Annotated in this window: 15 protein-coding genes; all 15 read right to left on the bottom strand. The window is 49.9% G+C overall.

Annotated features, from left to right (window positions below; translation table 11 throughout):
- Positions 1–235: 235 nt before the first annotated feature.
- The 15 genes from AC3WJN_RS03050 to AC3WJN_RS02980 all read right to left on the bottom strand — a co-directional run bounded on the left by AC3WJN_RS03050 (position 236) and on the right by AC3WJN_RS02980 (position 16,973).
- On the bottom strand, positions 236–1,933 hold the full coding sequence (locus AC3WJN_RS03050; RefSeq protein ID WP_221843267.1) for a DUF262 domain-containing protein: 1,698 nt from the start codon (positions 1,931–1,933) through the stop codon (positions 236–238).
- A 188-nt stretch (positions 1,934–2,121) separates the two neighbouring features.
- Complete coding sequence (locus AC3WJN_RS03045) at positions 2,122–2,616, bottom strand: hypothetical protein (RefSeq protein ID WP_327953396.1); 495 nt, start codon at positions 2,614–2,616, stop codon at positions 2,122–2,124.
- Positions 2,617–2,800: 184 nt separating this feature from the next.
- Positions 2,801–3,850 carry an LLM class flavin-dependent oxidoreductase gene (locus AC3WJN_RS03040; protein ID WP_005835599.1) on the bottom strand — a complete coding sequence of 350 codons (1,050 nt, stop codon included), beginning with the start codon at positions 3,848–3,850 and terminating at the stop codon, positions 2,801–2,803.
- 267 nt (positions 3,851–4,117) lie between these two features.
- Positions 4,118–5,503: an amino acid permease gene (locus AC3WJN_RS03035; RefSeq protein WP_005830611.1), complete on the bottom strand. Its 1,386-nt coding sequence runs from the start codon at positions 5,501–5,503 to the stop codon at positions 4,118–4,120.
- Positions 5,504–5,905: 402 nt separating this feature from the next.
- Positions 5,906–6,685: a sensor histidine kinase gene (locus AC3WJN_RS03030; RefSeq protein WP_026557670.1), complete on the bottom strand. Its 780-nt coding sequence runs from the start codon at positions 6,683–6,685 to the stop codon at positions 5,906–5,908.
- Between the two features lie 43 nt (positions 6,686–6,728).
- Positions 6,729–7,475: a response regulator transcription factor gene (locus AC3WJN_RS03025; protein ID WP_327920900.1), complete on the bottom strand. Its 747-nt coding sequence runs from the start codon at positions 7,473–7,475 to the stop codon at positions 6,729–6,731.
- Positions 7,447–8,373, bottom strand: coding sequence for a VanZ family protein (locus AC3WJN_RS03020; protein WP_327923611.1), 927 nt, complete (start codon positions 8,371–8,373; stop codon positions 7,447–7,449). Before AC3WJN_RS03020 ends, AC3WJN_RS03025 begins: the two co-directional genes overlap by 29 nt.
- A gap of 277 nt (positions 8,374–8,650) precedes the next feature.
- Positions 8,651–9,466: an alpha/beta hydrolase gene (locus AC3WJN_RS03015; RefSeq protein ID WP_327920896.1), complete on the bottom strand. Its 816-nt coding sequence runs from the start codon at positions 9,464–9,466 to the stop codon at positions 8,651–8,653.
- The gene (locus tag AC3WJN_RS03010) at positions 9,463–10,491 is read right to left on the bottom strand and encodes an ABC transporter substrate-binding protein (protein WP_035422931.1); all 1,029 of its coding nucleotides are present in this window, start codon (positions 10,489–10,491) and stop codon (positions 9,463–9,465) included. The genes AC3WJN_RS03015 and AC3WJN_RS03010 overlap by 4 nt, the downstream gene beginning before the upstream one ends.
- 61 nt (positions 10,492–10,552) lie before the next feature.
- On the bottom strand, positions 10,553–11,743 hold the full coding sequence (locus tag AC3WJN_RS03005; protein WP_429781960.1) for a helix-turn-helix domain-containing protein: 1,191 nt from the start codon (positions 11,741–11,743) through the stop codon (positions 10,553–10,555).
- Between the two features lie 437 nt (positions 11,744–12,180).
- The gene (locus AC3WJN_RS03000; RefSeq protein WP_005830628.1) at positions 12,181–12,405 is read right to left on the bottom strand and encodes an ABC transporter substrate-binding protein; all 225 of its coding nucleotides are present in this window, start codon (positions 12,403–12,405) and stop codon (positions 12,181–12,183) included.
- Between the two features lie 366 nt (positions 12,406–12,771).
- A complete protein-coding gene (locus tag AC3WJN_RS02995; protein ID WP_327953418.1) occupies positions 12,772–14,316 on the bottom strand; it encodes a malate:quinone oxidoreductase in 1,545 nt (514 codons plus the stop codon).
- A gap of 457 nt (positions 14,317–14,773) precedes the next feature.
- On the bottom strand, positions 14,774–15,415 hold the full coding sequence (locus AC3WJN_RS02990; RefSeq protein WP_122952391.1) for an ABC transporter ATP-binding protein: 642 nt from the start codon (positions 15,413–15,415) through the stop codon (positions 14,774–14,776).
- Complete coding sequence (locus AC3WJN_RS02985) at positions 15,412–15,939, bottom strand: DUF1430 domain-containing protein (RefSeq protein ID WP_327953392.1); 528 nt, start codon at positions 15,937–15,939, stop codon at positions 15,412–15,414. The genes AC3WJN_RS02990 and AC3WJN_RS02985 overlap by 4 nt, the downstream gene beginning before the upstream one ends.
- A 41-nt stretch (positions 15,940–15,980) precedes the next feature.
- Positions 15,981–16,973: a hypothetical protein gene (locus AC3WJN_RS02980; protein ID WP_492329224.1), complete on the bottom strand. Its 993-nt coding sequence runs from the start codon at positions 16,971–16,973 to the stop codon at positions 15,981–15,983.
- Between the last annotated feature and the right edge of the window lie 157 nt (positions 16,974–17,130).

The following is a 17,130-nucleotide window of genomic DNA, read 5'->3' as shown; positions in this document are numbered from 1 at the left end:
CTCTCCAAAATCACCGTCCGCATTCACACGAACAACCAAAAAAGACGATGGCCCCTGCTCTACCAGCAGCCATCGTCCCACTTCTCCTTTTTCCACATAACTCATGCGCCAGCAGCAAACACACACGGGACGTCCACGTAAACGCCCGGCCTCTCCACCACGCGCCCGTCAAGCGAAGTTTTCTGCCATCCGGCAAAAACGGCAGTCCTTCGCACTTACCGAAGGCGTCCATGTGTCAAGGTCTCGTCGTCGTGCTTTTCGCGTGCAGGTTCCAGGCGTTTTTGAGCAAGTCGATCAGCTTCTTTTGTCTCTTTTTCAAAACATCCGGCGTCCACTCTTTCTCCTGAATCACTTGAGTCGTGAGCGCAAATGAGCTGATCCCGTTGCTCGTTTGAAAATAGGAGGCTTTCTTCTTTTGAAAATCATAGTTTTTGGCCTGCGCATTTTTGGCCCGTGTCAGCAACACGAGATTGCCCAGTTTATGAACGTACTCGGAAGGATTGGGGAAATGCTGCAACCAGTCGCTGTTCGGTTTGGGCGTTTGCGGCAAGACGTGCTCGACGGTAATAACCGAATAGTCGTAGTAAGGCTGCCCTGCCGTCAAAAGCGAGTCCAGGCGCAAAAGCAAATAGCGCTTGGCCGTATCCTTGAGATCCGTGTACACATCTCCGTTCAGCATGCGAATGACTTCCTGCTTATCCTCTTCCGTCACCTCAAGAGCCGACTCGTCGGAAAACATGTCGACGCCTTTATCCATCTCTCGCAAAATTTGCGAGTACCGCGACATGCGCCAGTTGAAGTTTTTCCGCAAAATCATGCTCGTACCAGCCAGCACCTCCAGGCGGTAGAGAAAATCTTCTACCTTTTGGTTGTGATGACGCATGTAGTACATGGCAGGCGGAATCCAGTCGTTGTTGTCAATCCGGTTCAACAAGCTCAAAATCTTGATAAGCTGTGGCTGCTGGCTGAAAAATGAATTGTAGTTTACCAGCTTTAAATAAATCTCCCCATACGGGATCAAGTATTCATCAATAAACCGGCTGCCGCTGATCGTGGAAAAAATCTCGTTGTACTCGTCTTTGTAATTCGCGCTGCCTTTTCGCTTCTGGATAATCATCCTCATGTGATCGAACAGCTTGTTGAAACGGTCCCTGCCGAGAGAAACCTCGACGTCTTCCCACTTGCTTGTGTAGTGGTCCTGCTCATGTTTCGGGATATCGCCAATGACCTGCGCTTTGAAAATATCGCTCGTCATCAGATCCAGCCCGCGATCATTCAGCACGGTAAAAATGCGGAAAGCCGAATCAAAATTGGGAGTCGACACCACGACAATATAGCAAAGCGTTGCGATCACGCCAGGCAGCGTCTTGACCGTGTGCGGATCCAATTCGTTGAGCCGCTCCAAAAAGTACAGGGCGTTGTCCCGAATCGCCTTTTGACTGTCCGTTTTCACGGGCGTATCTGCATTCAGCTTTTGCGTAGCACCCCGCTCCTGAATGCTCACTTTGAAAAAGTCGCTGTCGCGATTGCGCAGACAGAGACGGTACGTATCGGCAATGTTTCGAATCTTGCTCCCTCTTTGCACGATCATGTCATCAATCTCGGCAGCGTAGTCGTCGCCCAAATAATCCCGCAATACCGCAAGCAAAATCGTCAATGTCGTAAGCCGCTGCTGGCCGTCCAACACTTCTGCATGAGGGCCGTCTTTCTTGACCAGCACAATGCTGCCGAGAAAATAAGGCTCCTCTACATCGCCAATATTTTTTTCCGTAATCCCGTAATGTTCGATAAAGTCGAGCAAATCATCCAGCAGTTCTCCCGCTTCGTTGGTCGTCCATGAGTACGGACGCTGAACGGAAGGAATCGTAAACAAGTAATCATCGGAAAAGACTTTATGTAAAGGAGTCTCCTGCGCAAATAACGTCGTCTTCAAAATGCTGCCTCCCCGAATGCTTGTAATGGGTGATCCAACTAATGAAATAGGTATTATTGCCCACCTAGGAATATACCCTACTTTCCAGTTCTTTGAAACCGTTAATTCATCCGATTCTGGAAAACGTGCCTATTCGCCTATTTTTTCAGTACAAAGTCAGACATGACGACTTTTTCCCACTGTATCCCTTATGGTTTTACATTGGTGTAAAGCGTGACAGAGCCGTTATGTTCGATTACCGCCTTCAAATGAAAGTTCATTTCTTTGGGCTGCAAATACTCGTCGTGCAACTGCTGATATCGCGGGTCGCCTTTGGCTTTTGCCGCCTTGATGTAGTCTACGGTGTCCGGGTCTTTCTCGAAGTTTTTATATTTCACCTGATACCCGAAAATGGCTTCCACTTTTCCATCGACGGTTTTTTCCTCGTAGTCGGACAAAGTAAACGCCAGCAGCTCATAGTAGGGCGAGAACGCCTTTTTGCATTCCTCCACCATATAGCTGGCGATTTTGTTCTGGTTTGCGGAGATGTCTATCGTCTGATTCAACGCAGCACCGGCATCAGCCGCGGCCGGAGCTTCTTTCGGCGCTGGCAAGGCGTTCTCCTGTACAGTTTCCTCCGGGGCGCAGCCGCTGACAAAAGCTGCGAAAAGCATGCAAAAGCACGTGACGACCACTTTTTTCATAGGAAGCCCACCTTATTTGCTTTAATGATTGGTTACAAGGTAGACGTTCCTGGCGTACGTTACGTCTCGTACTATCCAAATAAAAAAAGGTGGAGCATCTGACTGCTTCCACCTCATACAATCTGCCTTTTTGCTCGTTACGAGGACTCCCCAGACAGAGCAGACCACGCTGCCGACGGCTGGTTCACTCTGCCGCTTCCCACTTTGCCACTTCTTCGCGCACGCGCGGCGCCACCTCGGTGCCCAAGAGCCGAATCGCCTGCATGACCTGATCGTGCGGCATCGTGCCTACAGGAACGTGCAGCATGAACCGGGTGATCCCGACCTGTTTGCGCAGGTGAATGATCTTCGCCGCTACGGTTTCCGGGTCGCCTACGTACAGCGCGCCTTCAAAGCTTCTGGCCGCGTCAAAGCTCGAGCGGTCGTAGTGCCCCCAGCCGCGCTCCCGTCCCAGGACGTTCATGACTTGCTGGGTAGACGGGAAAAACTTGTCGGCTGCCGTCTCCGTATCCCAATCGATGAAGCCGTGCGAGTGGGAAGCCACCCGCAGCTTGCGCGGATCGTGACCGCCTTTGATCGCTGCGCGCCTGTACAGCTCGACCAGCGGCGCAAACTGCACTGGGCGGCCGCCAATGATGGCGAGAACGAGCGGAAGCCCCAGCAGTCCGGCCCGAATGACCGATTGCGTGTTGCCGCCACTGCCGATCCAGACGGGCAGCGGGTCCTGGACAGGCCGCGGATAAATCCCGAGATTTTGGATGGCAGGCCGATGCTTGCCGCTCCAGGTCACCTTTTCCGACGCGCGGATTTTCAGCAGCAGCTCCAGCTTTTCTTCGAACAACTCATCGTAATCGTTCAAATCATAGCCGAACAAAGGAAATGATTCGATAAAAGACCCTCTCCCGGCCATGATTTCTGCGCGTCCGTTCGAGAGCGCATCGAGTGTCGCAAAGTCCTGGAATACACGAACCGGGTCAGCCGAAGACAGCACCGTCACCGCGCTCGTCAGTCGAATCCGCTTGGTCTGTGGCGCAGCCGCCGCAAGCACCATCGCGGGAGAAGACGCAGCAAAGTCTTTCCGGTGATGCTCGCCAACGCCAAACACATCAAGCCCTACCTGATCCGCCAGCACAATTTCCTCGACCACTTCCCGCAAACGCTGCGCATGGCTGATAACCTCGCCGGTTTGTGGGTCCGGCGTCGTTTCGACAAAGGTGCTTACCCCTATTTCCACGCAAAAAGCCCCCTTACTGTTTCGCATTTTTCTTCCAGTGACACACGTAGCTTCTCACCAAATAATATCTTTATTTTAAGATTCTCGAACTTAAATTTCAACCCTGCAACTGCACCGCCTCTTTTTCCCGCACAGATTAGAAAACTTGGCTGCGCCAAGCCATTGGCGAACCTCGAAGGTTAGTTGCCCTGATACTGGATAATTTTTATCTGCACAAAAAAATAGGGACATCGTCGCCAATGTCCCTATCTGTTGCCCAAACGATTATTACCGCTTGGCGTTCCCGTCCTGCTCATCGAGCGGAACCGCCTTGCCAATGCCAAAAGCGTAAAAGCTGATCGTCATGATGCCCAGGAACACAATCCCGGCAATCAGCGAGATGCGTGTTTCATCGTTAATCCACATTCCGACCAGTACCATCAGCAAAAAGGCAATCGTGACGTAGTTGGTCAGTGGAGCAAGCGGCATTTTGAACGGATGATCGCGCAGCTCTGCCGCTCTTTGCTTGCGGAAGCGGATTTGGCTGATTAGAATGACGAACCACGGAACCATTCCAGGCAGCACGCTTGCGCTGTACACATACACAAACAGATTTTCCGGCGCGATATAGCTCAAAATCACGCCGACGCCCAAGCCGATCAGCACGCCGATCGTTCCCAGAAGCGGCACGCCGTTATGGGACAGCTTGGTGAAAATTTTCGGAGCCTGTCCGTTCATACCGAGCGTATAAAGCATGCGACCCGCACTGTAAATACCACTATTACAGCCGGACATCGCTGCGGTGATAACGACAAAGTTAATCAGTCCAGCCGCTGCCGTAATCCCGATTTTCGCAAACGTCGCCACGAACGGGCTGCCAATCGACTGCAGTTGATCCCATGGGTAAACGGTTACAATAACAAAGATTGCACCGATGTAGAAAATGAGAATACGCCAGATGATGCTTTGGATCGCGCTCGTCAACGTTTTCTTTGGATCTTTTGCCTCACCAGCCGTAATCCCGATCAGCTCGACCCCTTGATAAGCCCCGATTACCAATGATAAAGCGAAGAAAAAGCCTGTCCAGCCGCCAGCAAAAAAGCCGCCGTGTTCCCACAGGTTCGACAATCCGATTGCGTTGCCGCCGTTGCCGATTCCGAAGAAAATCAGGCCAAATCCGGCGATAATCATCAAGACGATCGTAACAATTTTAATCATAGCGAACCAAAACTCAAATTCACCAAACGATTTAACGGAGAACAAGTTCGCTGCCCCGAGAATCAGCATGGCAATAATCCCGGGAATCCAGGCCGGCAAATCCGGGAACCAGTACTTCATGTACGTCCCGACGGCGATAATCTCCGCCATCCCCACGACGACCCACTGGAACCAGTTGCTCCAGGCCGTCAAGTAACCAGCCAAGGGATGAATGTACTTGTAGCCAAACGTCGCGAACGACCCGGTGCTCGGCTCTACATACAGCATTTCCCCCATGGCGCGCATGATAAAAAATATAAAAATTCCTACAATTGCATAAGCAAGCATTACGGATGGACCCGTCCATTGAATCGTGCTTGCCGAACCCATAAAGAGCCCTACGCCAATTGTACCGCCCAATGCGATCATTTGAATGTGGCGCGTTTCCAGACCCCTTTTTAACTCTTTCTTTTCCACTTCGGTTCTTCTTCCTCTCTGCTTTGGCTAGCTGTATTTGCGAAAAAGCTGTAGAGTACTACCTAATCGTACACATCATGAGCAGGCGATCATTTTTACTTGATAAAAAAACGTTCTCCTGCATCATGTCGTGCTTCTAATAAAGCATTCCTAATAGTTGGTAAGATTATTCTTCTCCCCCTTTTAGCGTGCTTTACTCCAGAAACACTTGTTTATTGTAATATGTTTTTCTGATAATAACAATTATATTCACTAGAAAAACAGTTGGTAAATCAATATATTCAGACTTATATAAAATAAAAAATATGTGATAAATAAAATAAATTTCTGTGGTCCAAACCTCCCACAAACCCGCATAAAAAAGACACCCTGCACAGGTGTCCCGCTTCCCTACATGATTATCTATAAAGTAATCTTTACTACAGTTCCGCGTCCTTCCTCGCTGTTGATGACGATCTCTCCCTGATGCGCCTTGATGATATCGTGAGCAATCGCCATGCCCAGCCCGGAGCCTTTATGCGCATCGCCCGTGTTCGTCCCCCGGTAGTAACGGTCAAAAATCCGGTTCAGCTCTTCTTTTTTAAACCCTTTTCCATCGTCCGCAATCGTAATGCGCACGCGTTCTTTCTTTTCAACGCTCACCGTAATCTTTACCCCGTCATCGTTGTGGACGAGCGCGTTGTAGATCAGGTTGTTGATCGCCCGCCACATCAAGATTTCATCTGCCTCTACGGGGATGTACTCTTCGCTGAACGCAAATTCGATGTGGCAGTTGGCGTACTTCGGGTCGTTGAGGATGTCAATCACGATGCTGCGCAAGAGCGTGACCATGTTGACCGTCTTCCGCTGCAGCGACAGCTCTTTGTTCCTCAGCCGCGTCGTCAAGTTCAGGTCTTCGATGACCTCTTTGATGTACACTGACTTTTTCTCGATAATCGCTGCATACTCCCTGATTTCGTCCAGCGTAAAATGATAGTCCGGGTCGCGCAGCATTTCCGAGTGCAGGATGACCTGGTTGTCGTAAAAAATCACGTACCGACTGAGATTCGGGTTTTCCATTCCGATGAAGTAGCTGTAGCGCCTGTCTGCGCTCGCCTTTTCCCCTACGAACACGGTCGTATCGCCATTCACTTCCTGGTACTTGTACATTTGAATCATGTCTGCTGGCGTATAATGCTTCATCACGCCTGCGGGCACCCGATAGCCCCACACTTCGTTGCCGTTTTCATCGAGAATCTGAATCCACGCGTTCTTTTTTTGCAGCGCATCTTTTCCTTCTGGTGTCAGCGTGAATGTACCCCAAGCCTTTCATCGTAATCAAATACTTCGGCTGGTCCTCGATTTTTTCCCGCAGCCTGCGAATGTGCACCATGACGGTGTTGTCGATTCCGATAAAATCCTCGCCCCAGACCGTGTCATACAGCTTTTCCTTGCTAATCACTTTGTTGACGTTTTCCAGAAACACCTTCATCAGCCCAAGCTCTTTCGGCTTTAACTCAATGGCAACGCCGTTCTTTAACAGCTCTGCTTTTTGCGGATTCAACTCGATGGGGCCTGCCTTTAGCACAGGGTCTGCTTCCTCCACAGACTCTGCTGCGGCATAGTCTGCTCGCCTCAACTGCGCCTTGACGCGGTAGGCAAGCTCTTTCGGGCTGAACGGCTTTGTAATATAGTCGTCACCGCCGATGGCAAAGCCGAGAATTTTGTCAATTTCCTCTGTTTTCGCCGAAATGAACAAAATCGGCACCTTCGAGATGCTTCTCATTTGTTTGCATACGTCATAGCCTTCCCCATCGGGCAGCATGATGTCCAGCAGCACGAGATCCGGCTTCTTTTCCTGAAATTGAGCGAGGCCGTCTTTGGCCGTCGCAGACGTATAGACGTGTTCGATGCCTTCTCTTTGCAGCACCGTTTTAATGAGCCTCAAAATATCTTCTTCGTCGTCAATGATTAACACCTTTTTTGCAGACATCTCGACTTCGCCTCTTCAACTGCCCAACCTTTTTATGTGAGAGTATGCCTGACCGCTCCCCATTTATCAAGCCGGGCTTGTTCACCGATAGCGAAAATGCGCAGAAGAGCAAAGCTTTCCGCGAAGGCGTCTCTCCCTGCGGATCGGCAAGCTTGAAGCGCAGCAGGTTCGTCCCTATCGTTTTGCCGCCGCACAGGAGCGGAAGCGCAAAGTAGACAAGCAAAAAGCCCACAGTGGTGCAGAGCATCTCAATCAGTTCATTTGCCGTAAAAAAGCCAATCGTGACAAACAAGACTGCCTGAATCGCAAAATAATCGACCCACACCGCGAGCAACTGCGACAGTGGCGGAACCCGCTCGCTTTGCCGGATTTTGGCCGTTTTCGCCAGCAGCGTTTTTTTCGATGGAAACAGGGCGAGGATAATCGGGCCAATCCAGTAGCCAAACAGCGCTCCGCTGCTGTTCAGCATCAAATCGTCCACGTCAAAGATGCGATACGGACAATTGTAGATGCCGTAAATTCCGGTGACCTGCGTGACCTCGTAAAACAGGGACAGGGCAAAGCCGAAAGCAAGCGCTCGCTTCCAGTGCCGTTTTTCTTGCCAAAAATAGCGCAAGTAGACGCCAAAAGGGAGCAGCAGGAGAAAGTTGAAGGTTGCTTGCCAAAAGGCGCTCTGCTGAAAAACCTGCATGTACGTGGTCGGATTGGACCAGACGATTGAGCTGGCCGCAAGCGTATCGCTGACAAAGGAAAAGGGCACAAGCGAATAGTACACCGTATCCGCTGACTGGTGCGCGCACGTATCCCGCGTCTCCGGGAGCGGCAAAAGCACAAGAAACAACGCGGACAACATATAGTACATAAACGAGTAGGCCACGACAGAAGCCCACAGGCTCACATAGCCGTACTTCGGTAGCTGTAGATCAGCCACGGGATTACAAGCACAAATTCGAGCAGGAAAAAAGCGATAAATGCGGTTTGAATCGGGATCAAGTATGCCGACATGCTGCACCTCGTTCGATGGTCATGGACGCGCGTTGGCTCCCGACGCACGCCCACCTGGATGATTCGTCTGTACGATAGACTTTACAAAAATTATCATAGACGGTTGCTGTCATGCAATAAAAAAAGGTTCGGCTGTCATTTTCTGCTGACAGCCGAACTACTGATTCGCGTTATGTGTTTTCTTTTCCGGACCACAAAAACCGCGGCAGGCGGCTGAGCATGGCGGGCAACACCGTCACATGATCTTCTCTGGCGAACTTGATCCATTCCAGACGAAGCCCCTGCTCTTTGAGCGGACTCAACCCCCGGGCGACCTCTTCCGCGCCTTCGAGCATATCCTCCAGCTCATCTGCCCCGATCGTCAGCAGCAGATGACGCTGTTCCTCGCGCTGCCAGCCCGCTTTGAACTGCTCCATTTCCTTGAGCACCTCGTTGTCGGCCCACCAGACGGAAGGGCTGCCCGCCGCATAATGCGTAAACAGATGCGGTCTGGTGAACAAGGCGTGCAGCGTAAACAGTCCACCGAGGGAATGTCCGACAATCGCCTGTCTGGCCGGATCAATCGGCCACTCCTTGGCGATAGCTGGCATCAATTCTGTTTCCAGAAAATCGAGGAAGTCGTCTGCTTCGCCATGCGGCGGCCACGGTGAACCGTCAGGCCGTTTCGGAAGCCCTCCTTCGCTGGCCTGCATCGTAAAGTCGCGGCAACGCCGCTCCATGTCAAACGGCTCCCTGGACGGATAGCCAATGCCAATCACCAAGATCGGGTCGAAGCCCTTCGGCTTGCGCGTCTGCAGCTTGACCGCCTCTGCGAGCGTCTGAAACAGCGCATCTCCGTCCAACGCGTAGACGACTGCGTAACCGCTCGGCGGCGGCTCGTCTTTTGGCGTGGCAATCAAAATCCGGTAGTCGAGTTGCCTGCTCGACGTCATCTCGTACTCAAAGCAACGCTCTGCAATATGAGGTCTTTCTGTCATTTTGTTCATGGCTGAAGGAACCTCACTACATCGTCCATCACTTTGCTTTGGGCAATAAACCCGCCACTCAGCCAGTAATCATTGGACGTCTCGAAGACGCGACCGTTTTTCACCGCCGGAACGTTTTTCCACACTTCGCTTTCCTTCAACTCTTTTACAAAGCGATCTCCCTGATTGCCGTCGTTCACGAGGAAAATATAATCGGCATCCAGCTCAGGCAAAATTTCCAGGGACACTTCAAAAGCGCCGCCTTTCACCAGGCTGCTTGGCTCGAAGCCCAGCTCATGCGCGAGCACATAGCCGCTGAAATAGTCGCTATTCATGAAAAACATGCCTTTGGCATTAAAGCGGATGATTGCAGCTTTTTTCCCTTTTGTGATTCCTTCCAGCTTGGCTTTTGCTTTTGTGACCTTGTCGGCGTAGTCTTTGATCGCTTGCGCTGCCCTGTCTTCCTCCCCCAGCAATTTGCCCAGTTCGCGAATCGAGCTGTTCAAATCGGTGGATGCACTCTTGAACACATACGTAGGCGCGATTTTGGCATATTGCTCGTACACGCCGTTCTCCGCTGCATACGCATTGTGCAAAATAATCAGGTCCGGCTGCGATTCCAAAATCGCTTCAAAAGAAGGCTGTCCGCCCGCAAAACTGATCTGCGGCACGCTGCCGAGCTGATCTTGCAAATATTCCTGCGGGCTTACGCCGTTCGACCATTGCCGTACAGGCTTGATACCCAGCGTGAGCAAAGAATCCTCCATGACCGGAGCAAAAACTTTGGTCGGCTTCGCTGGAATCGTCACCTCATGCCCAAGCTCGTCTTTGACCGTCAGCGGGTAGACGCTCGCCTGCTCAGCCTTGCTCTTTTCCGCGTCTGCCGCATTGTTCTGTGCCGCTGTCTCCTGTTTGCTCGCCTGCGCCTCGGGTGCATCCGCATTCGTCCCGCATGCAGCCAGCAGTCCGGATACAAGCAACAAGGCTGACAGCAGGGCCAACGGTTTGCGAATGCGTCCCCGCCCTTTGTTTCCCGCGTTTATCATCAAAAAAGCTCCCCCTCCAAGTGATAACGATTCTCACATGAAGGAATTATAAAGCAATCCGCTACGTGACTCCATGGACTGGAACAGGTGAAGGGGCTGGATTTTTCCCTGTTAGCATCAAGGTAGCCTCTTCCAGCATCCGGTTCATTGCCAGAGCGGAATATTCGAACCACGGGTTGGAAGGAATGACGTACATCTGCCCGTTCTTGACCGCATTCAGCCCCCGCCATTGCGTGTGGTACTGCAAGGACAGCCAGTACCTTCTGGTGCTTGCGTTCGGACATATCAACAGCAGCAGCCTGTCGGGATTGAGCTGCGCCAACTGGTCGAGCGTAATCTCTTTGTTGGACAACTGCTTTAGCTCCGGGATCGTCGCAAGCGCCAGGTCCCCGTAAAGCATGTCGCGAATCCCTCTGTTGCTGTAGAGGTAGATTTGCTCGCCCGATATGCGAAGCGTGATGAATACATCCGCCCCGACTGCCTGGCTCACGCTCTCCCTCGCCTCCGCCGCCCTCGTCTCATAGTCTGCTATCCATTGTTCACACACGGATTGCCTGTCTACGGATTGGGCGGTTTGCCGAAGTTGCTCCCGCCAATCCGCCGCTCCGATTTCGACGCATTCGATCCCGGAGCTGAGCAGTTGCTTTCGAACCATCGGATCGTGTTCATGGTGCAAAATTAGCATGTCCGGCTTGGCCGACATCAGCTTCCGGAGACTTTCTTCGTCCAGGTCGGCTTCTGGCGAGCTCAGATGGACCTTGATCTGCTCTTGATAGTAGTAGTGGTAATACGGGCTCCACTTCGGATCAAGCGGTGCGGCAACCGGAACGACCCCCAGCACGAGCAGATTGCCGATGGCAGCCGCCGAAGTGACGGCTACCCGCTTTCTCGTGTCCCTGCTGTATGCAGAAGGCGAAACCCCGACTACTTTTTTAAACTTTCTGCTGAAGTAAAACTCATCGTGGTAGCCGACCTTGCGCGCGATTTCGCGCATATACAAATCGGAATCGCGCAAAAGCTGCTTGGCGTGGCCGATGCGCAGCTCCGTCAAATAGTCCATCACGCTCTGTCCGTACGCTTTTTTGAACGCCTCACCAAAATAATTGGGACTAAGCCCCGCCAACTGCGCCAAGCTCTGGATCGACATCTGCTCCGCAAAACGGCTGGCTATGTACTCACGCACTTCATCCAACGACATGTGCGGCGCATCCGTGCTTCCTGCTTCGCTATGGTTCCGCTCATTACTGAACATGCACAGCCACCTCCTGCACTTTTCAACAATGATGTTTATGCGAATGTGATATTGATAATCATTTTCATAATTGTAGCACAGGATAGCTGCTTTGGGACGGCAATCTTCCGAATCGCTTCAGACGTGTCGCAATAAAGCAGGCAAAGCAGGCATGAGCTTCGTTGGCCGCAAGTGCCTGTCTCCTTTTTATGAAAAATACCAGGGGCTTATCTATCACAGAAAAAGGGACTGCGACGCCAAGTAGTCTGCGCCCTCCGGCTGATGCAAAACCGCTGCTTTTTTGTACGTGTGCAAACGCAGCTTTTCAACGATTGTTTTCGTCATGCCAATCCCCTTTCGATTTGCCGGGCGATCTGTTCCACACAAAAAAGCCGCTCGCACAACCGGGCGTCGATCCGTCCCCGTGGCATGAGCAGCTTCTTCGGTTGTCGTTTGCTTTATTTCTTGTCAGCCTTCCCCGCACCGGCCATGATCTGAACGATTTCATCCAGCAGCATGTCCAACGTAATCGGGTCGTCGAAGTTGAATTTGCTGTCCAGCGTGTAGACGCGGCCTTGCTGGACGGCCGGAATCGTTTTCCACAACGGGCTTTCTGTCAGTTGCTTCTGGTGGACGCTTGTTTCATCACTGCCGTTGGTCAAAAGAAAAATATTGTCCCCCATGACTCCACCCCTTGGATATTGGCGCCGTGCATGTCTACGCCACATACGGCATTGCCCCGAAAACACGCGTTTTGCAAGTCAGCGTTTCTCAAGGCTCCCGTCTCCACGCAAACTCTTCTGAAGTGTCTTTCGCCGCTTTGCAGAAACGATTTTAGTTCATGGATGGTTAAGTCTTGATCTGTTACCATGTAACGCTTCCTCTCCCCCTGCGTTTTTGACTGCACGCCATGCTATCTTTGCAAAAATTCTTCGAGGCTGATCTGCCGCTTTTCGTAATCGGCGCCAAAGACAAGCTGAAAAAAACGGCCTTCCCCCTACAAATCGCAGGGAAAAGGCCGCTTCGCTCGTATATTGATTACTGGCTGGCTACCGGGCGACAGCTACTTTTCTGTCCAGCCCCAGCACCTGTGCTGTGTAAGAGTGAATTTCATGCAACAACTCTGGATTGTCCATCAATGACACGCCATAAGAAGGAATCATTTCTTTGATTTTGACTTCCCACTCGTTAATATGCTGCGGGAAGCATTTTTTAATGACCTCAAGCATGACGGACACGGCAGTGGAAGCTCCCGGAGAAGCACCCAGCAACGCTGCAATCGAGCCGTCCGACGCCGTAATGACTTCGGTACCGAACTGCAGTGTTCCTTTTCCGCCTGTCTCGGTGTCTTTGATAACCTGCACGCGCTGGCCGGCCACGACCAAATCCCAATCCTCGCTCTTCGCGTTCGGGATAAACTCGCGCAGCTCTTCCATGCGCTGCTCTTTGGACAGCATGACTTGCTGGATCAGGTACTTCGTCAACGACATTTCTTTCGCGCCTGCTGCCAGCATTGTCAGCACGTTGTTCGGTTTGACAGAAGTAATCAAATCGAACATGGAGCCGGTTTTCAGGAACTTCGGCGAGAACCCGGCAAAAGGCCCGAACAGCAACGACTTCTTGCCGTCGATGTAACGTGTGTCCAGATGCGGAACAGACATTGGCGGAGCGCCAACCTTGGCTTTTCCGTAAACTTTTGCATGATGCTGCTCCACGATATCCTGGTTTTTACAGACCATAAAGATACCGCTTACCGGGAATCCGCCAATGCGCTTCCCTTCCGGAATACCGGATTTTTGCAGCAAATGCAGGCTTCCGCCACCGCCGCCGATAAAGACGAACTTCGCCTTATGGCGTTGGACGATGCCGTTCTTGAGATTTTTCACTTTCAATTCCCAAGAGCCGTCGCTGGTACGTTTAATATCATCAACGCTATGCTCATAGTTTACTTCAACGTTTTTCGTCTTCAGGTGGTCAAACAACATCCGCGTCAAAGCCCCAAAGTTGACATCCGTTCCCGTGTCGATCTTTGTGGCTGCGATTGGCTCATTCGAAGAACGGCCTTCCATCACGAGCGGAATCCATTCCTTCAGTTTTTCCGGGTCATCGGAAAACTCCATGCCCTGGAACAGAGGATTTTGGGACATCGCTTCGAAACGTTTCCTCAAGAAAGAGACATTTTTCTCCCCTTGCACCAAGCTCATATGAGGCAACGGCATGATAAAATCTTGCGGATTGCTAATCAGCTTGCTTTTTACGAGATAAGACCAAAACTGCATGGAAACCTGGAACTGCTCGTTGATCTTGATTGCCTTGCTGATGTCGATCGTTCCGTCTTTCTTTTCTGTTGTGTAGTTCAGCTCACAGAGTGCAGCATGCCCCGTTCCGGCATTGTTCCATTCATTAGAGCTTTCCTCTCCCGCTCTGGAGAGCTTTTCGAATACTGTAATTTTCCAGTCTGGTACTAATTCTTTCAGCAGTGACCCTAGAGTCGCACTCATGATGCCGGCACCAATTAAGATAACGTCTGTTTGCATTTGTCTGTTACTCATTTTTACCGTCCTAACTCGCTGGTATTTGGAGAAAAGATGCAGGCGGCTCCTGATCTGGCCCCGTTGCAAGTCAGGGTGCTACCTAGTACACACCTTTTCTGGAATAATTACAACCTGTTATATAGTGTATCACTTTTATCTTTAGAATAAAATATTTGCTATATATTGATAGTTATATGCTATTAAAAGGCCCGTAAAGTGTCGGAATGATATACTTTTTATAGGGAATGTGTTGGCAATTTGTGTAAAAAAACTCATGGATAGACAAAAACCAAAGCTTTTACCCGGTTGCTGCACGGATGTCGCTTTGGTTTATAGCGGATTTGTTACGAGGTCTTTATTTCTTCCTAAGTCAGTATATTGCAATTGTCACTTTTTGTGCCACCACTGATACGTTTTGCCACACTGCTCATTGGTCTTCGCGGGACATTTTTCTTTATGTTTTCCTAAAACGGGGTATTATATGACTGCCTGAGAATTGGATCGGGCAACCTCTTCCTCATGACAGTGTAATCATTCTGCCACATTCTCCCGCAACGTACTCATCATGAGTGACGATAATAATCGTTTTGCCTTTATGATTCAGTTCCTTCAGAAGCTTCACAATTTCATTGCGGTTGTCGACGTCCAATGATCCTGTCGGTTCGTCGGCAAGGATGAGGTCGCATGGCTTTAACAATATCCTCGCAATTGCCACCCGTTGTTGCTCCCCGCCCGACAAACCGTATGTTTTTTGCTTGAGTGAGATATCCAGCCCCACTTTCTCCAGTGCCTCTTTTTTTAATTTTTGCTTTTCCGCTCTTGTTTTTCCCGAATAAAGCAGCGGGACCTCAAGGTTATAGTCAACGGTTGCATCATCAATCAATGCGAAGTTCTGGAAGAGATAAGCAATTCTTGTTCTAAGCAGTTTGTTTGCCTGAGCCGATCCAATCCGCGGACGCTGCTTATCAAACAGTTTCACTGTGCCACTACTCGGATCTTCAAGCAATCCCATAATATTGAGAACAGTCGTCTTGCCAGAGCCGCTTTTACCCGTAATAGCGAGCATATCTCCTTCATATACTTTCAAATTGATTTGTTCAAGAACCGTGTGATCTTGATAGCGTTTGCTGACATCAACCAGTTCACATACCGTTTTCATGCTGCTCCCCCACCTCCTTTTAGTACTTTTCCTTTATTTTTCCGCTCGATAACAAACAGTGCGAGAACAGACGCTACAAATTCAATAGCGAGCACCCCGCCGCCTATTGCAAGCAGACGATCGCTAGATGATCCGACTGCTTCGTTGACGGATGACGCTACCATAGATACACTTCCGGCCATTTGAAGCAAACTGGATGCAAAACCACTGTTTACCAATAGGCAGGCGCCGATCTGGATCGCCCATGTCACCGACAGCAACCACATATATTCCTGGTACGTTTTGAAAAAACCGGTACCGAATAATCTGCGCACGATAAATCTTCGTTGAAATTTGCTAAAAAACACGCTCAGATTTTGTACGACAAGCACCAGCAATCCGGCTAACAGTCCGAGACTGATGAATGTAAGCTGGGTCCTTGTATTTTTCAATTCATATATCTGACTCAGAACATATTGGTCGACTGATATCAGATTTGTCAGGTTATCGTCGAGCTTCAGCCTTTTCAGTTCAGGTTCGAGCAACTCGAACGTCCGTTCACTGTCTCTGTTTATCAATTTCACCTTTAACGGATCGCGGCCCCCCCTCCGCTCATCATGTTGGCTTTGTCTGCAACAAGGCTGTTTTTCTCAGTAACGACGCGAATAATCGGATCTACAATCATATTGTTTTCTAATGGAAACACTTCTGGATTGAAGCTAAATATTTTCTGGTTATTTGCTGTCCAGATGATAGACAGCCGTTGATTTCTTACACGATCCGGAACTTCCACCTGAAACCGGTTCTCATCTACCTCAACAAGATTCTTTCTTACTTTCGTAAAGTAATCCAAAATTTCTTTTTCCTTGTTACGGTATTTTTCAGGAACAAGCAAAATGAAATCGCTTGTATCCTCTGAAATGTTCACAGGATTTCCTTGGGCATCATATACAGGAAACTCCTGAAGATAGTTGAGATTTACCGAAATGGAGCGGATATTGCGAGAATTTCTGTTCAGCAGAAGCGCTGATTCCCGGTAGCTACGTGCATCAATGAATAAAGCTCCCATTTTATTGAGCAGGGGATAGAGGCCTGTGACTTCCGTTGCGGTAATTTTATACGCACCTCTATCGTAATCTTCCGAATCATCGCCGACGCTTACCGGGTAGAACACGCCGTAATCTTTGCTTCGCTCCCAGCTTTTCAAATTTTCCTCTTGAATACGCACCTCATCAAACTGATTCCATATCGGAAGAATGACCAAGACAAGAAATATAGAGCAACCGGTTTTGAGCAGTGTGTTCAAAGTAACGATTCCATTCGTTTCTTTGCGGTTTTTGATGACATCAATAACCTTGATTCTAGCAATATAAACATATGCGATTAGGGAGATCAAAATGGCAATGACGTAACTTACCAATTGGGACAGAATGACATTTACGATGAAATGAGCCGCTGTATCTTTCATAAGCAAGGCTGCCAGTACAGAAATCACGGCCGCCAGTATATAAATAACCGTCACCAATCTCCCGATAACCAGGTACCATAGATCCAAGTTGGAGAGGCCGTGCATTTTCATAACGCCAATCTGCTTTGACTCGTTAAAAACATAGTAGACGAGCATAATAATCGTCACGATAAAAATCAAATATCTGATATCACTAGCGTTGCATTAATCTTTTCATACCATTCAAAATCATCATAACTTTCAGCGTTCAAGTGTTCTCAGGCATAAA

It is taken from the genome of Brevibacillus sp. FW306-2-1A-C05A (genome assembly GCF_058781555.1).
This window is presented reverse-complemented; position numbering and strand designations above follow the sequence as displayed.